This is a genomic window from Cellulosimicrobium funkei (assembly GCF_001019615.1).
Taxonomy (GTDB): Bacteria; Actinomycetota; Actinomycetes; order Actinomycetales; family Cellulomonadaceae; genus Cellulosimicrobium; species Cellulosimicrobium cellulans_E.
In genome coordinates this window covers 368,970-383,775 of the sequence record NZ_JNBQ01000001.1, presented here as the reverse complement: position 1 = coordinate 383,775, position 14,806 = coordinate 368,970, and the positions used below count along the sequence as shown (strand labels likewise).

The following is a 14,806-nucleotide window of genomic DNA, read 5'->3' as shown; positions in this document are numbered from 1 at the left end:
TGTCAGCGGCGGACGCCCCGGGCGCGCAGCGCGTGCGCGACGGCCGCCGCGCGCGTCTCCACGCCGAGCTTGGCGTAGACGTGCGCCAGGTGCGTCTTCACCGTCGCCTCGCTGATGTGCAGGCGACGGCCGAGCTCGCGGTTGGACAGCCCGTCGGCGAGGAGCGTGAGGAGCTCGGCCTCGCGCGGGGTGAGGGCGGTGCCCGGGTGCTGCATCGAGTGCATGAGCCGCGACGCCACCGGCGGCGACAGGACGCTGCGGCCCGCGGCGGCCGCCCGGACGGCGGCGAAGATCTCGTGCGGCTGCGCGTCCTTGAGCAGGTACCCGGTCGCGCCGGCGTCGATGACGCGCACGATGTCGGCGTCGGTGTCGTACGTGGTGAAGACGAGCACCGGGACCCGCGGGTGCGCGGCGCGCAGGCGCCGGGTCGCGTCGATCCCGTCCATGCCGTCGCCCAGCTCGAGGTCCATCATGACGACGTCGGGAGCGGCGCCCTCGACCAGCGCGAGCCCCTCCTCGCCCGACCCGGCCTCGGCGACGACCCGCAGGTCGGGCTGCGACTCCAGGAGCGCGCGCAGCCCGGCGCGCACGACCGGCTGGTCGTCGACGAGCAGCACGGCGACGGGTGCGGGGTCGTTCATCGGGAGCCCTCCTCGAGGTCGTCCCCCACGGGGACCGCGGGCGCGTCGTCGTCGGTCGGGACCTGCGCCGCGACCACGGTCCCCTCGCCGGGTGCGCTCTCCACCGTGACCGTGCCGCCGAGCTGCGTGACCCGGCGGCGCATCGCGCGCAGGCCGTACCCGCCGGTGCTCGACGGCGCGGCGACCGCCTCGGGGTCGAAGCCGCTGCCGTCGTCGTACACGTCGAGCGCGACCGCGCCGGGCAGGTACGTGAGGGTCACGTCGAGGCGGTCCGCGGCGGCGTGCTGCGCGACGTTCGCCGCGGCGCTCTGCGTGACCCGCAGCAGCGCGTGCGCGACCTCGGGCGCGACGGCGCGCGCGTCGCCCCACGTCGTGAGGCACGCGCTCGGCACCTGGCCCTGCGCGGCGGCGAGCAGCGACGCGTGGAACCCGTCCGGGTCGACCCGCGCGGACGCGAGGTCGTGGACGAGGTTGCGCGTGTCCGCGAGGCTCGCTCGCACGGCCACGGCGGCGCGGCGCACGGCCGAGCGCGCGTCGTCGGGCGCGGCGTCCCACGTCTGGTCCGCCGCCTCCAGCAGCAGGACACCGCTCGCGAGGCCTTGCGTCACGGTGTCGTGGATCTCGCGCGCGAGGCGTTCGCGCTCGGCCACGATCCCCGCCTCGCGCTCGGACCGGGCGAGCCGGGCCTGCGCCTGCGCGATCTGCTCCTGGAGCTGGACCCGTGCTGCCGCGTCGCGCTCCACACGGTCGGTGACGAGCGTGAGGAGCACCGCGACGCACGGCGGGCCGACGAGCGCGGCCCAGTCGGTCCCGTCCGAGAGCCGCAGCAGCGCGACCGACGTCACGACCGCGACCTCCCCGACGAGCACGTGCGACCACGGCGGGCGGAAGCCGAGACGGCACACGAAGAAGAGCGGGAGCGCGCACCACGCGAAGCTCGGGGCCAGGAGCGCCAGCACCGACCACGTCGCGAGGAGCACGAGGGTCGCCGCCCGCGCGGGGACCGATCGCGACGAGGCGTGGCGCGACGCCACGAGGAGCGCCCCGTACGCGACGACCGTCACCGCGGCCAGCACCACGACGAGCTGCCAGCGGTCGTCCGCGCCGTGCCGCACGACGTACCGCGTCGTGGACGTCGCGACGAGCGCGAGGAACGTCGCGTGCACCCCGACGTCGAGCGCGCGCCCGGCAGCCGGACGAGCCTCTGCGGGAGGCGCGGGCAGGTCGGTGGGCACCGACCCACGGTAGGCGTCGCGCGTGCGCCGCACATCAGCCGATCGGACGAGGCCCGCCGCGACGAACGGGGCAGCAGCCCGGCCCCGATCCGCCGACGCGGCGGCCCGGACCCGCCGCCAAGACTGGTCGCGACCCCGGACGTCTGCGTCCTACCACCCCGAGAAAGGCACCACCATGGCCGCCTCGCGCCTCCGCCCGCTGACCCTCACCGCCGTCGCGCTCGCGACCGCCCTCACGCTCACCGCCTGCACGGCGGGCGCGTCCGGGAGCGACGACGCGGCGGCCGACCGGCCCGCGCAGCCCGCCGCCGTCGCGGTCGCCGACGTCACGACGGACGAGGTCGTGCAGGTCGGCCGGCTCACCGTCGCGGCGGCGCAGGAGGCCGCGAGCGCCGCGCTGGCCGCGTGCCAGGCCGAGGACCTCGGCTTCGTCAGCGTCGCCGTCGTCGACCGCGCGGGCCAGGTGCAGGCGCTCGTGCGCGGCGACGGCGCCGCGGTGCACACGCTCGAGGCCGCCCAGGCCAAGGCGTACACGTCGGCAGCGTTCGGCGCCGCGACGAGCGAGCTCGCGCCGCGCGCGGTCGGCGACGGCGCGACGGTCGCCGACCTGCCCGGCACGCTCTTCCTCCCGGGCGCCGTCCCGGTGAAGATCGACGGCGCGACGATCGCGGGCATCGGCGTCGGCGGCGCGCCCGACGGCATGGCGGACGAGGCGTGCGCCGCCGCGGGCCTCGAGGCGCTCACCGGGCCCGCGGAGGGCTGAGCTCAGGCGGCCCGGGCCCAGTGCGCGGAGACGGCGGCGACCTGCTCGTCGAACGCCGCCGTCTCCGCAGGGGTGGGCGCGCGGCGCCACTGCGGCTCGACGACGACGTCGCGCGTCCCGACGACCCAGCGCCACCGCCCCACGACGACCCCGTCGACCGCGACGGCGTGGATGAACGACCCGAGCCGGTCGCCGAGGTCGACGCCGTCGGCCACGACGACCGCGCGCGTCTCGCCGTAGGACATGAAGAGCTCGTCGTAGCTCTGCAGCAGGTCGACGACGGGTCGAGCCGGGTCGCCGTCGGGCGCGAGGGCGCCGACGAACGGCCCGGGCTCGAGCACCCGCCCGCCGGGGTCCGCGAGGCGCCAGAGCGTCAGCCCCTCGAACGTGCCCGACCCGGGCACCGCCACGACCTCCTCGCCGAGCAGGTCGAGCGCGTGCCGCACGTCGGTGAGCGTGAAGCCCGACCACTGCGCGACGTCCTTGACCGTCGCGCACGCGCGGCTCGCGAGGTAGCGGCGCAGCAGCTCGACGAGCGCGGCGTCCCGGTCGAACCGCTCGCCGAGCGGCCCGTAGCCCGCGGGGACGCGGTCGTCGAACGCGGCGTACGTCTGCTGCTTGCCGTCGAGCGGGCCGCTGACCAGGAGACGGTCGAGCTCGGCGCGCATGAGCACGTACCCGAGCGCGATGCCCTCGAGCGGGCGGCCGTGGGCGGCGAGCAGCCCCGCGAGCTCGCGGCGCGTGCGGGGCCGCTCCTGCACGGCCGCGAGGACGAGGTCGGTCTCCGCGCCGTGCCCGTCCGTCCCCACCTGCCGGTACAGCGTCCCGTTGGCCTGGTGCACCCGCGGCGCGCTGAGCTCGACGAGCCAGCGGGCGTCGGCGGGCCGGACGAGGTGCCACGTGGGGCGCAGCACGTGCGTGCGCAGCACCTCGCCGCGGTCGCACGCCGCGACCGCGCCCGCCGCGCCGGGCCGCGCGTCGGGGCGCAGCCGCCGCGTGAGGCCCCACAGCGCGGGGTGGAACTCCTGGCCCTGCACCGCGACGAGGTGCCCGACGGCGGTCGGCACGTCGGGCAGGTCGGGCGCGCGCAGGCGGTGCGCGGCGAGGCGCGCCGCGAGCACGTGGCGCTCGTCCACGGCCCTCTCGCTCACCGCGTCTCCCCCACCGTGCCGGTCACGACGCCACCAGGTCCTCGGCGACGACGTCGGTCCCCGTCACCGTGACGCGCACCCCGCCGTCGACGACGGACACGGAGTCGAGCGCGACGCCGTCGGGCAGGTCGAGCGGGACCCGCAGGTCGGACAGCGCGCGGGAGATCCCGGACGGGAGGTCGTCGACCGACACGGTCCCGAGGCCCGTGCGGACCGCGACGACGTCGACGGCGAGCTCGGCCGGCCCGGAGACGCGCGGCGTGACGTCGACCGTGATCGTGGCGCCGAGGAGGTCGAAGGCCAGCGACAGGACGTCGTCGGACGCGGTGATCCCCACGTCCAGGCCCGTCTGCTCCGCGACGATCTGCTGGAGCGACTCGGCGGCGATGACCCCCGACGCGGTCCCGGACGCGATGCGGTACGGCTCCGACGTGCTCACGCCGTCGGCCTCGACCTGGAGGTCGGAGATCGCGTAGCCGCCGAAGGACGCGGAGTCCGCCGAGCCGGTGACGTGCGTCAGCTCGCCGCGCGCGAGCTGCGTGAGGAACGGGAACCCCGTGATGTCGAGCTGCGCCCCGGAGACGTCGTCGGCCTGCTGCTCGAACGCCGTCACCGCGCCGCGCTCCGCGGCGCCGACCGCGACCCGGTCCGCCACGACGGCGACCGCCACGAGCACCACGAGCGTCACGAGCAGGCCCACCAGTCGCTTCATGCGCCCACCCTAGGTCCGGCGAGCACGACCCCGCTGTCGTTCCGGCGCGCGTGACGCCAAGAACCTCGTGCTCGACGCGGGGTGTCGTCGTCCTCGACCCGGACGTAGATTGCCCGGCATGACCTCATCCCGGCACCCCTACCGCATCGGCGTCCAGCTCCAGCCGCAGCACGCCGACTACGCCCAGATCCGTGACGCCGTCCGGCGCGCGGAGGACCTCGGCGTCGACGTCATCTTCAACTGGGACCACTTCTTCCCCCTGACCGGCGACCCCGACGGCAAGCACTTCGAGTGCTGGACGATGCTCGGCGCGTGGGCCGAGCAGACGGAGCGGGTCCAGATCGGCGCCCTCGTCACGTGCAACAGCTACCGGAACCCCGACCTCTTGGCCGACATGGCGCGGACTGTCGACCACATCAGTGGCGGGCGCCTGATCCTCGGGATCGGGGCGGGCTGGTTCGAGAAGGACTACGACCGGTTCGGCTACGAGTTCGGCACCGCGGGCGGGCGCATCGCCGACCTCGCCGAGGCGCTGCCGCGCATCAAGGCCCGCTGGGCGGAGTCGAACCCCACGCCGACGCGCGACATCCCCGTGCTCGTCGGTGGCGGCGGCGAGCGCAAGACCCTGCGCGTCGTCGCGGAGCACGCGGACGTGTGGCACTCGTTCGGCGACGCGGAGACGCTCGCACGCAAGAGCGCGATCCTCGACGAGCACGGCGAGGCGGTCGGCCGCGACACCGCCGCGCTCGTCGAGCGCTCGGTCGGCGTGTCACGGGCGCCGTCGGAGTCCGCGGACGCGCTCGTCGCCGCGGGCGCGACGCTCTTCACGGTCGGTACGAGCGGGCCGGACTACGACCTGTCGCTCGTGCGGGAGTGGGTCGCCTGGCGCGACGCCCAGGGGTGACCACCAGCCGAGCACGACCTTGCTGTCGTCCTGACGCTCGTGGCGACAGCAGGGTCGTGCTCGACGGGGCGTGCCGTCGTTCTCGGCGGCGCGTCCGTCGTCAGAACAGCGCCCGCGCGAGGTTCGACAGCGCCGCGTGGACCTCGGAGCGCAGACCGTCGTCGGCGGCCACGACCGCCGTGCCGATGCCGACCACGACGAGCAGGACCCCTGCCCGCCACCACCACGGCGACCGGTGCACCGTCCGCCCTCCCGTCATGCCGCTCGATCCCTCAGCGCCCGCGGACCGTCCGCTGCCCGTCCGCCGGACGCGGGTCGGCCGCCGTCAGTACGACAGTGTCCGCCACGGCGACGACTCGGTGTCGAGCAGTCGGCGCACCGCGCGCTTGAAGTCGGGCAGGTCCTGGTCGAGCGGGGTGCGGTTGCCCGCCGACCAGAACGCGCGTCCGGCGAGGAACCCGTCGCCGAACTGCTCCCACGACGCGTACGCGGGGCGCGACATCACGACGGCCTCCTCGATCGCCGCCCACGCCCGCTCGGGCGTGACGAACCCGGCGTCGATCGCCAGGCGGCTGACGTGCACCACGCGTGCCGCGTCCCACGCCGCGATCGACGGCGGCAGCGGGTCCGCGAGCTCGCCGTGCCCGCCGACCTGCGCCGACGCGCTCCAGCCCTGGTAGAACGCGACCGCGCGCTCGGGGTCGAGCCCGCGCGCCGTCGCCTCCTGCCGCACCTGCGCGGCGTGCTGCTCGGCCGCGCCCTTCGCGTCCCGGCGGCTCAGCCGGCCCGAGTACAGCTCCTCGACCTTGGGCATCGCGATCGCGTAGTAGCCGCGGTGGCCCTGGGTGAGCAGGAGCTCGTACGTGCGCTCGACGTCGTCCGCGCCCCGCACGTCCCACCCGGCCGCGAGCGGCTTCGCGGCCGTACGGGCGTCCGCCTCCACGGTCAGCGCGTTGATGGGCAGCACGCCCTCGACCGCGTAGACCGCGCCCAGCGCGAGACCCCGCTGCTGCGCGGGCGTGAGCGCGGGCGCGTCCTCCTTCGCGTACAGGTCCGCGGTCCCCGAGAACATGTCCTTGAGCTTGTCGAACAGGCCCACCGTCGCTCCTTCGTCTCCCCGCGCCACCGACGCGGTCCGTCGCGCCGCGGTCGTCGCGGCCCTGGAGGAGATTGACGGCAGGGCCACCGCCGCCGCACGCGTCCCGAACGATCCCGAACGACGCGGGCGCCAGGCCAAGCCGGTGGCTCAGTCGACCGCGGCCGAGGACGGGCTCTCAGCGGCAGGAGGTGTCGGTGCGGGGGCCGCGGGCTCCGCGTCGTCCGCCCAGGTCCGGGCACGGCGGCGGTAGAGCACGAACGCGACCGCCGTCGCGGCGACGATCATGACGACGGCGGGCAGGCTCCCCTCGGTCCCGAACGTCCCACCGGTGAGCCAGTCGGGCGCTCCTTCCGTGGGTCGCAGGTACACCAGGGACTCGTCCTTGGGGGCGAGCCCGCTCACCGGGATGCCCCACACGTTGCCCAGAGCCCAGTTCCAGCCGGCGTGGATGCCGCCGATGAGCCACAGCGACCCCTGCTGGAGCGCGACGAACGAGGCGAAGACCGCGTAGAGCAGGATCGTCACGAACGCGAGGGGCAACGACAGCACGCCGTGCAGGACGGTGAAGATGAAGGCGGGGAGCCCGATCGCGACCCATCCGGGGAGCTGGAGCCCGGAGTTCTGCAGGAGGAAGCCCCGCGTGAGGACCTCCTCCTGGCCACCCTGGAACACGAACAGCACCACGAGCGCCAGGACCAGCGGGAGCGCCGCCCAGCCCCCTCCGGAGCCCGACGCCGCCGGGGCGTCCACCCGCTCGTACGCGCCGGTCGCCCAGAGGAACAGGATCGGCAGCGAGATCATCGCCAGGCCGACGAGGATCCCCGTGAGCAGGAGCAGCACCCCGCGGCCCGGCCGGCGGAACCCGACGGTGCGGACGTGGCGTCGCTCGTACCAGCCGACCCAGGCGAAGACCACGAGGATCGACACGGCGCACGCGATCGCCTCCTGGACCTGGGCCGCCGGCGAGCCCGCGGAGACCTTCCACGCCTGACCGAGTGCACCCAGGACGCCGAACTGCACGACGAAGACCGCTCCGACGAAGACCACGAGGTAGGCGACCCACCAGCGCGTGACACGCCTCCCCGTCGCCGCGTCCCGGACCAGCGGGGCGTTCCGCACCGACATCTGCCACCTGCTCTCGTCGAGGGGTCGTCGTCGTCCGCCACGCTAGGGCCTGCACCAGCACTCGACATCTCGAGACCGGCGCCGGTCCCCACGAGCGCCCGGTCTGCGACGCAGAGCGCACCTGCCCGGTTCGCCGCGCGCAATGGCCGCGCTGTCGTTAGCGTCGGCGCATCGGACCACACCGGTGTGACTCGATCGGGTCACCACTCCGGCGGGAGACCCGGGTCCACCACACCGACGGAACGAGGTCAGATGCCCGTCCCAGCGACATCCCCGGCCACGGACCGTGTCCCTCCCGCGGCGGCAGGACGCGGGTGAGCGCCGACGCGCCGGGCGCGGGACCGGTTCGTCCTGAGGGATGGGTCCCCGTCGAGCGGCGCCTCCTCGGCCTGGACCGCTCGACGATCGCCCCGGCTCTCGCCGTCCTCGCCCTCCTGCTGGTGGCGGTCGTCGTCCTGCCGACTCTCAACGAGCGCATCGCGCGCGACAACCCGGCCCGGACGGGCGACGTCATCCGGCTCGGCGACGCCGTCACGTTCTCCCCCACGCCGGGCTGGAACATCCTGTCCGGGCAGCGCGAGGACGAGCCCGGTCCCGCCGACCGGTTCGCGACCTCCGCGACCGTGTCCGGCGACGGCGTGGTGCTCAACATCCAGACGGACACCTACGACGGCACCCCGCAGGAGCTGCTCGACCAGCTCCGGAAGACCGGCGCGGGCCTGCGGGGCGAGGCGGGATACCGGGTCGCCGGCGACCCCCTCGCCGTCACGACCGACGACGGCCTGACCGGCGTCGCAGCACGGTTCACCGGCACGTCCGGGAGCGGGCTGGTCGCCACCTTCGTCGTCGACGACCAGGGCATCGAGGTGGTCGCCCTCGGGCCGGACACCACGGACCCGGTCACCACGGCGGACGTGGCAGCCATGATCCAGTCGATCGCCCCCGTCGAGGAAGAGGCCACGTCATGAGCGACGTCGACCGCGCAGACGCGCTCGCCCTGCGGCGGCAGTCGCTCGAGACCAGCGGGTGGGGGAACCCGGTTCGCTGGTGGCAGCCCCGCAACGCGTGCTGGTGGGTCTTCGTGCTCGTCCTCGCGTACGGGCTCTACCAGATGCTGCACATCCTCGACACCACCGTGCGCGCCTTCGGGACCGCCCTAGGGCTGTCCGCGCTGATCTTCGGCGCCTACGGGCTGCTCTTCTGGTGGTTCACCACCGTCATCGACCGGTACTCGCCCCAACCCGTGTCGCTGCGCGTCGCGGCCTTCGCCTGGGGCGGCGTCGCCGCCACCTGGGTCATCGCGGTCAGCGCGAACGACGCGCTCCGCGGCCTCTACCTCACGCTCCTGGGACAGCAGGTCGCCGACACCTGGTGGGCTCCGTTGTCCGCCCCGTTCACCGAGGAGCTCGGCAAAGGCGCCGGCGTGCTCCTGCTGCTGTTCATCGCACCCACCGTGGTCCGCACGGCGTACGACGGGTTCGTCCTCGGCGCCTTCGCGGGGCTCGGGTTCCAGATCTTCGAGGACGTTCTCTACGCCCTCAACTCCGCTCAGACCCAGTTCGGTTCCGACCCGGTCGGCAACAGCCTCGGCACCGTCGGGCTGCGCCTCGCGAGCGGCTTCACCTCGCACATCCTGTACTCGGCCGTCTTCGGGGCCGGGCTCATCTACCTCGTCGGGACCCGCGCCCAGCGGCGGCGGGTCGGGCTCGGCCTCGGGCTCTGCGCGACCGCGATGGCCCTGCACTTCCTGTGGGACGCCGTCGGAGCACTGAGCGGCGGCAACGGCCCCCTCTCCCTGGTCCTCATCGTCGTGATCGCCGCCGTCGCGATCGCGACCGTGGTCGGCGTCTTCCACCTCACCGTCCGCGACGAGCGACGCACCATGCGCGCCGTCATGTCCCCCGAGGTCCTCGACGGCACCCTGTCCGCCGAGGAGCTCGACGCCCTCTCCGGCGGGTGGAGGCAGCGTCGCCGGTACCGCAAGGACGCGGCGGGCCGGCACGACCGCAGGCGCCGCAAGCACCGCCTCGCCGCCGCGCACGACCTCGCCGACGAGATCGCCGCAGCCGACGCCCAGGAGACCGACCGCGTCGCGTTCGCACGAGCCGAGCTCGCGCGGCTCGACGCGCGATTGCTCGTCGACGCGCGACCCGGACCCGACCGAACGACCCCCGAGCACCCGACCGGAGAGAGGTAGCACATGCGCGTCCCACCCCGAGCCTGGATCGGAATCGCGATCCTCATCGGCTATCTCGTCATCATCGCGATCGTCGCCGCGCTCTCCGGCGTCCCCTACGAGGACGTCGGGACCAGCGCCGAGAGCATCTTCCGCGTCACCGTGCCCTCGTTCGTCATCGGGGCCCTCTACCTCGTCGTGGTCACCACCGCGCTGGGATGGTGGCGCCCCGCGCTCTTCGAGCGCGCACGCAGCGCCCGCCGCTGGCCGATCATCGCCCCTGTTCTCATGCTCGTCGTGGCAATCGTCAGCCTCGCCCAGACCACGTGGGAGGACTTCGACGCGACGTTCCTCCTCGCCCTCCTCCTGCTGGGGATCGGGGTCGGGTTCTGCGAGGAGCTGGTCGCGCGCGGCACGCTCCTCGTCGGGCTGCGCTCGCGCTACCGCGAGGTCTGGGTCTGGCTGTGGAGCTCCGTGCTGTTCGGGGCCATGCACCTGCTCAACATCCTCTCCGGCTCCCCCCTCGACAAGGCCCTCCCCCAGGTCCTCGTCGCCTTCGGCTCCGGGACGGTCTTCTACATCCTGCGTCGCACGACCGGCTCCCTCGTGTGGGCCATGGCCCTGCACGGCCTGTGGGACATCTCCGTCTTCACCGTCGGGCACAACGACGCCACCGTGCCCTTCGCCGGGCTCGCCACCCCCGTCGTGGCGATCCTCGGCCTCGCCGTCGTCGCCTGGGTCATCAAGGACGCGGACGAGCGCGTCCCGGTCAGCAGCCGCGCTGTCGCGTAGCGGCGTCGCCGCGCACCGGTGGGTAGCCGTCGCTAGCCTGGCGCGATGCCCCCCGACCCCCCACCGTCCCCCGTGGGCGCCGGGTCGGTGGACGAGCTCGCGGCACGGCTGTGCGCGCTCCGGACCTGGGCCGGCGACCCCTCGTACACCGAGATCGCGCGGCGCGTCGGCGCGCTCCGCACCTCCCGGGGCGTCCCCGCCGCGGAGGCGCGCCCCGGCCGTGTGACCGTCTACGACGTCTTCCGAGCGGGTCGGTCCCGGCTCGACGTCGACCTGCTCGCCGACGTCGCGCGGGTCCTCGGTGACCGCCGGCCCGCGGCCTGGCGCGCCGCGTACCGGACCGCGGCCGTGCCCGCCGCCGTCCCGGCGGCAGCGCCGCCGTCGGTCCGGCTGGGACCGTTCGCGGACGAGGGCCCCCTCGTGGGCCGTACGGACGACGCCGCGCGCCTCGCCGCAGCGCTCGGGGCCGGACGGCCCGACGGGCTCCCCGGCATCCCCGAAGGTCCGCGCGTCGTGACCGTCACCGGCCTCGCCGGGACGGGGACGACGAGCGTCGCGCTCGCCGTCGCGCGCGAGGTCCCCGCGGACGTCGTCGCGCTCGTCGACCTGCGCCGGGTGCCTGCCGCTGAGGCGCCACCGGCCGCCGTCGTGCTCGACGCGCTGCTCCAGTCGCTCGGCGCGCCGCCGCCGGACGCGCAGGCGCGCGACGTCCTCGCGCTCGCCGCGGCCCTCGCGGCCGCGCTCGCCGGGCGTCGCACGACGGTCGTCCTCGACGACGTGACCGCCGCCGCCCAGGTCGCGGACGTCGTCGCGCACCTGCCGGCCGGGGCACGCGTCGTGGCCACGGCGCACCACGTGCTCGACCTCCCCGGCGCGGCCGGGACGACCCTGGACCCGCTCCCCGAGGACGACGCGCTCGCGCTCCTGGGGTCGCTCGTCGGCGCGGACCGCGCGGTCGCCGAGCCGAGCGCGGCCACTCGGCTGGTCCGCGCGTGCGGGGGCCTCCCCGCCGCGCTGGTGCGCGTCGCCGACGACGTCCGCGCCCGGCCCGGCTGGTCGCTCGCCGACCACGCCCGCCGGGTGGAGGACCTCCCCGGACCGGCCCTGCACCCCGCGCTCGCCGCGGCGCACCGCGACCTCCCCGCGGACCACGCCCGAGCCCTGCGCCTCCTCGCCCTCGTCCCGGTGCCGCTCGACGCCGCGTGGGTCGCCGTACTCCTCGGTGTCTCGACGAGCGAGAGCCGGGACGCGCTCGCCGCGCTGGGGCGCGCTCACCTCGTCACGGACGGGCCGCGCGGCGAGGTCGTCGTGCCCGACGCCGTCCGCGCCCTCGCCGCCGACCTCGCCCGGTCCGACGACCCGTTCTCCGCGCGGGCTGCGGCCGTCGGGCGCCTCGCCGCCCGGCTGCTCGACGACGCCCGGCCCGCCGTGCGCGCAGCGGCGCCTCACCACGACGCGACCGGGCGCTCGGCCGAGCAGGGTCCGACCGGGTTGGGCTCCGCCCCGTCGGGCGCCGCGGCGGTGAGGAGCACCACCGACGTCGCGCTCGCGTGGCTCGACACCCACCGGGACCTGCTCGTCGCGACGTCGGCGCTCGCCGCGGAGCACGAGCTCGCCGACCCGGTGACCGACCTCTCCGCCCTGCTCGCGCCGTACCTCGACTCGGCGGGGCGCTGGGACGACGCGGTCGCGGTGCACACGGCGGCCGTCGAGCACGGACGGCCCTCCGGGCGGTCCCAGGCCGGGCGCGACCTCGGGCGCGCGCTCGAACGGCTCGGCCGGTACGACGAGGCGCTCGCCCAGCTCGTCCGCTCGCTCGAGCGCGGCGACGACCCGCGTCCCGGCCAGACGCTCAACCGCGTCGGCAACGTGTACAAGCGGCTCGGGCGCTTCGACGAGGCCGAGACGGCGTACCGCGACGCGGCGGCCGGCGCGCGGACCGCGGGCGACCCCGTGAGCGAGGGCCGCGCCGTCGGCAACCTGGCCGACGTGCACCGCATCCTCGGGCGGCGGGACGACGCGCGCGACGGCTACGACCGGGCGCTCGCGCTGTCACGTCGCGTGGGCGACGTCCTCAACGTCGCGATCGTGTCGAGCAACGCCGCGATCCTCTCCGAGGCGGAGGGCAGCCTCGACCGCGCGCTCGCGCTGCACCGCGACGCCCTTGCGAGCGCGACCTCCCTGGGCGACGCGGGGCTGGCGACGCGGGCACGGGTGCACGTGGGTCGGCTCCTCGCACGCTCCGACGCGGCGGGGGCCGGGGTCGTGGAGCTGCGTGCCGCGGTCGACGCGGCCGTCGCGCTCGGGGACCCCGACGCCGAGGCCGAGGCCCGCAGCGCGCTCGCGACCGCGCTGCTCGCGGCGGGCTCCGTCGCCGAGGCGGTGACCGCGGGCGAGGCCGCGGTCGACCTGGCGCGCCGCGTCCGCGCACGCCTCGTCGAGACGGAGGCGCTCAACGCGCTCGGGGAGGCCGTGCTCGCCGCGGGCGACGCCTCTCGCGCGGCGGACCTGCACGACGCGGCCCGCGCGCTCGCCGTCGAGCTCGACGACGCCGCCGAGGAGGCCCGTGCGCGGCGCGGTCTCGCAGCCGCAGGGCACGGGTTCGGCGCCGACGACGGAGACCGCCAGCACGACGGCGGGGCGCGCGGCAGAGCCTGAGACCTCCGCCGTCTCAGCATCCGATCACGTACGGCGTCCGGGAACATGCGGCACCCCGCGCGGGGTTGCCCCTGTCATGGCCTCCACTCCCCCCGCGACCCCGGCGCCGACCGCGCCCGTCGCCGCCCCGCCGGGCACCGGCTCCACGAGTCCCGCCGCTCCCGCCCGACCCGGGCGCATCAGCGCGGGGCTCGTCCTGCTGCTCTCCGCGCTCACCGCGATCGGTCCGCTGACGATCGACCTGTACCTCTCCGCCTTCCCGCGCATCGTCGACGAGCTCGGCACGACCGAGTCCCGCGTCCAGCTCACGCTCACCGCGACGCTCGCCGGGCTCGCGATCGGCCAGCTCCTCATCGGGTCCGTCTCGGACGCGATCGGCCGCCGCGCTCCCCTGCTGGTCTCCCTCGCGGTGTACGTCGCCGCGTCCGTGGGGATCGTCTTCGCCGGCTCGGTCGCCGCGCTCACCGGCCTGCGGTTCGTCCAGGGGCTCTCCGCGGCCGCCGGGATGGTGCTCTCCATGGCGATCGTGCGCGACTCGTTCGAGGGCTACCAGATCGGCAAGGTCATCGCGCGCCTCATGCTCGTCGTAGGCGTCGCGCCGATCCTCGCCCCGACCATCGGCGCCCAGTTCCTGCGGCTCGGCTCCTGGCGCGGCATGTTCGTCGCGCTCGCCGTGGTCGGCGCCGTGCTGTTCGTGCTCGTGCTGCTCCGCCTGCGCGAGACGCTGCCGGCCGAGCGCCGACGTTCCGGCGGGACCGTCGCCGCCCTGCGGTCGTACGGCTCGCTCCTGGGCGACTGGTCGTTCATCGGGCTCGCGCTCATCGCGGGCTTCTACATGGCCGCGATGTTCACGTACATCTCCGCGTCGACGTTCGTGTTCCAGGACTTCTTCGGCATGTCGGCCCAGCAGTACGCGATCGTGTTCGGCGTCGGCGCCGTGTCCGTGACGGCGGGCAGCCAGATCAACGGCGCGCTCGTGGGCCGCGTCGCGCCCGAGCGCATCCTCCAGGGCGCGGTCGCCGCGGGCTTCGTGCTCTCGGGCGGGCTCCTCGTCGCGGCGCTCGCCGGCGCCGGCCTCGCGTGGCTCGTCCCCCTCATCGTCCTCACGCTCGGTACCGCCGGCTTCGTCATGCCGTCCGTCCCCGCCATCGCGCTCGAGCGCAACGCGCACCGCGCCGGGAGCGCCGCGGCGCTCATCGGGGCCTTCCAGTTCGGCGTCGGCGCGATCGTCGCGCCGGTGACCGGCCTGCTCGGCGGGTCGCCGCCCGTGACGATGGCCGCCGTGATGTTCGGCGTCGTCGTGGTCGCCGGCGCGGTCCTGCTCGGCCTGCGGCACACGTTCGGCGCGCCCGTCCCTGACGCCGCCGCCGACGCGCTCGGCACGCGCGAGCCGGCCGGCGGCACGACCGCCGCGACGACCGGTCGCGAGGCGGCCGTCGACGTCCCCGACGACGCCGCCGCGCTCGCCGAGGCGACGGTGCTCGCCGACCGCGGCGCCTGACCGGCCGGGACAGGCGCCGTCGAGCACGACTTCGCTCGCGGTCGAGCAC

General features: G+C 75.6%; 14 protein-coding genes. 7 read left to right on the top strand and 7 right to left on the bottom strand.

Annotation, left to right across the window (positions count from 1 at the left end):
• Positions 1-2: 2 nt before the first annotated feature.
• Positions 3-641, bottom strand: coding sequence for a response regulator (locus tag FB00_RS01730; RefSeq protein WP_047231060.1), 639 nt, complete (start codon positions 639-641; stop codon positions 3-5).
• Positions 638-1,876: a sensor histidine kinase gene (locus FB00_RS01725; protein WP_197088710.1), complete on the bottom strand. Its 1,239-nt coding sequence runs from the start codon at positions 1,874-1,876 to the stop codon at positions 638-640. Before FB00_RS01725 ends, FB00_RS01730 begins: the two co-directional genes overlap by 4 nt.
• A gap of 175 nt (positions 1,877-2,051) precedes the next feature.
• Here FB00_RS01725 and FB00_RS01720 point away from each other — a divergent pair, with 175 nt between their 5' ends.
• A complete protein-coding gene (locus FB00_RS01720) occupies positions 2,052-2,639 on the top strand; it encodes a GlcG/HbpS family heme-binding protein (protein WP_047231059.1) in 588 nt (195 codons plus the stop codon).
• A 2-nt stretch (positions 2,640-2,641) separates the two neighbouring features.
• Here the strand turns inward: FB00_RS01720 and FB00_RS01715 are convergent, their stop codons facing one another.
• Both FB00_RS01715 and FB00_RS01710 read right to left on the bottom strand, forming a co-directional pair.
• On the bottom strand, positions 2,642-3,790 hold the full coding sequence (locus tag FB00_RS01715) for a DNA glycosylase AlkZ-like family protein (RefSeq protein ID WP_082140850.1): 1,149 nt from the start codon (positions 3,788-3,790) through the stop codon (positions 2,642-2,644).
• A 22-nt stretch (positions 3,791-3,812) separates the two neighbouring features.
• Positions 3,813-4,502: a DUF2993 domain-containing protein gene (locus FB00_RS01710; RefSeq protein ID WP_047231058.1), complete on the bottom strand. Its 690-nt coding sequence runs from the start codon at positions 4,500-4,502 to the stop codon at positions 3,813-3,815.
• A 118-nt stretch (positions 4,503-4,620) separates the two neighbouring features.
• On the opposite strand from FB00_RS01710, the gene FB00_RS01705 reads away from it, so the two are divergent.
• Positions 4,621-5,406: an LLM class F420-dependent oxidoreductase gene (locus tag FB00_RS01705; RefSeq protein ID WP_047231057.1), complete on the top strand. Its 786-nt coding sequence runs from the start codon at positions 4,621-4,623 to the stop codon at positions 5,404-5,406.
• 100 nt (positions 5,407-5,506) lie between these two features.
• Here FB00_RS01705 and FB00_RS21885 read toward each other — a convergent pair whose 3' ends face one another.
• The 3 genes from FB00_RS21885 to FB00_RS01695 all read right to left on the bottom strand — a co-directional run bounded on the left by FB00_RS21885 (position 5,507) and on the right by FB00_RS01695 (position 7,630).
• Entirely contained in the window at positions 5,507-5,665 is a 159-nt protein-coding gene (locus tag FB00_RS21885) for a hypothetical protein (RefSeq protein ID WP_156186259.1), read from the bottom strand.
• 66 nt (positions 5,666-5,731) lie between these two features.
• Positions 5,732-6,505: a DUF1266 domain-containing protein gene (locus FB00_RS01700; RefSeq protein ID WP_047231056.1), complete on the bottom strand. Its 774-nt coding sequence runs from the start codon at positions 6,503-6,505 to the stop codon at positions 5,732-5,734.
• A 147-nt stretch (positions 6,506-6,652) separates the two neighbouring features.
• Positions 6,653-7,630, bottom strand: a complete 978-nt coding sequence (locus FB00_RS01695) for a CPBP family intramembrane glutamic endopeptidase (RefSeq protein ID WP_047231055.1) — start codon at positions 7,628-7,630, stop codon at positions 6,653-6,655.
• A 314-nt stretch (positions 7,631-7,944) separates the two neighbouring features.
• Here FB00_RS01695 and FB00_RS01690 point away from each other — a divergent pair, with 314 nt between their 5' ends.
• The 5 genes from FB00_RS01690 (at position 7,945) to FB00_RS01670 (ending at position 14,757) form a co-directional block, all read left to right on the top strand.
• Entirely contained in the window at positions 7,945-8,598 is a 654-nt protein-coding gene (locus FB00_RS01690) for a hypothetical protein (protein ID WP_047231054.1), read from the top strand.
• Entirely contained in the window at positions 8,595-9,827 is a 1,233-nt protein-coding gene (locus FB00_RS01685; protein WP_047231053.1) for a PrsW family intramembrane metalloprotease, read from the top strand. The genes FB00_RS01690 and FB00_RS01685 overlap by 4 nt, the downstream gene beginning before the upstream one ends.
• Positions 9,828-9,830: 3 nt before the next feature.
• Positions 9,831-10,598 carry a CPBP family intramembrane glutamic endopeptidase gene (locus FB00_RS01680; RefSeq protein WP_052877357.1) on the top strand — a complete coding sequence of 256 codons (768 nt, stop codon included), beginning with the start codon at positions 9,831-9,833 and terminating at the stop codon, positions 10,596-10,598.
• 45 nt (positions 10,599-10,643) lie between these two features.
• On the top strand, positions 10,644-13,256 hold the full coding sequence (locus FB00_RS01675; RefSeq protein WP_156186258.1) for a tetratricopeptide repeat protein: 2,613 nt from the start codon (positions 10,644-10,646) through the stop codon (positions 13,254-13,256).
• Positions 13,257-13,332: 76 nt separating this feature from the next.
• Positions 13,333-14,757: a multidrug effflux MFS transporter gene (locus FB00_RS01670; RefSeq protein WP_082140849.1), complete on the top strand. Its 1,425-nt coding sequence runs from the start codon at positions 13,333-13,335 to the stop codon at positions 14,755-14,757.
• Positions 14,758-14,806: the final 49 nt, after the last annotated feature.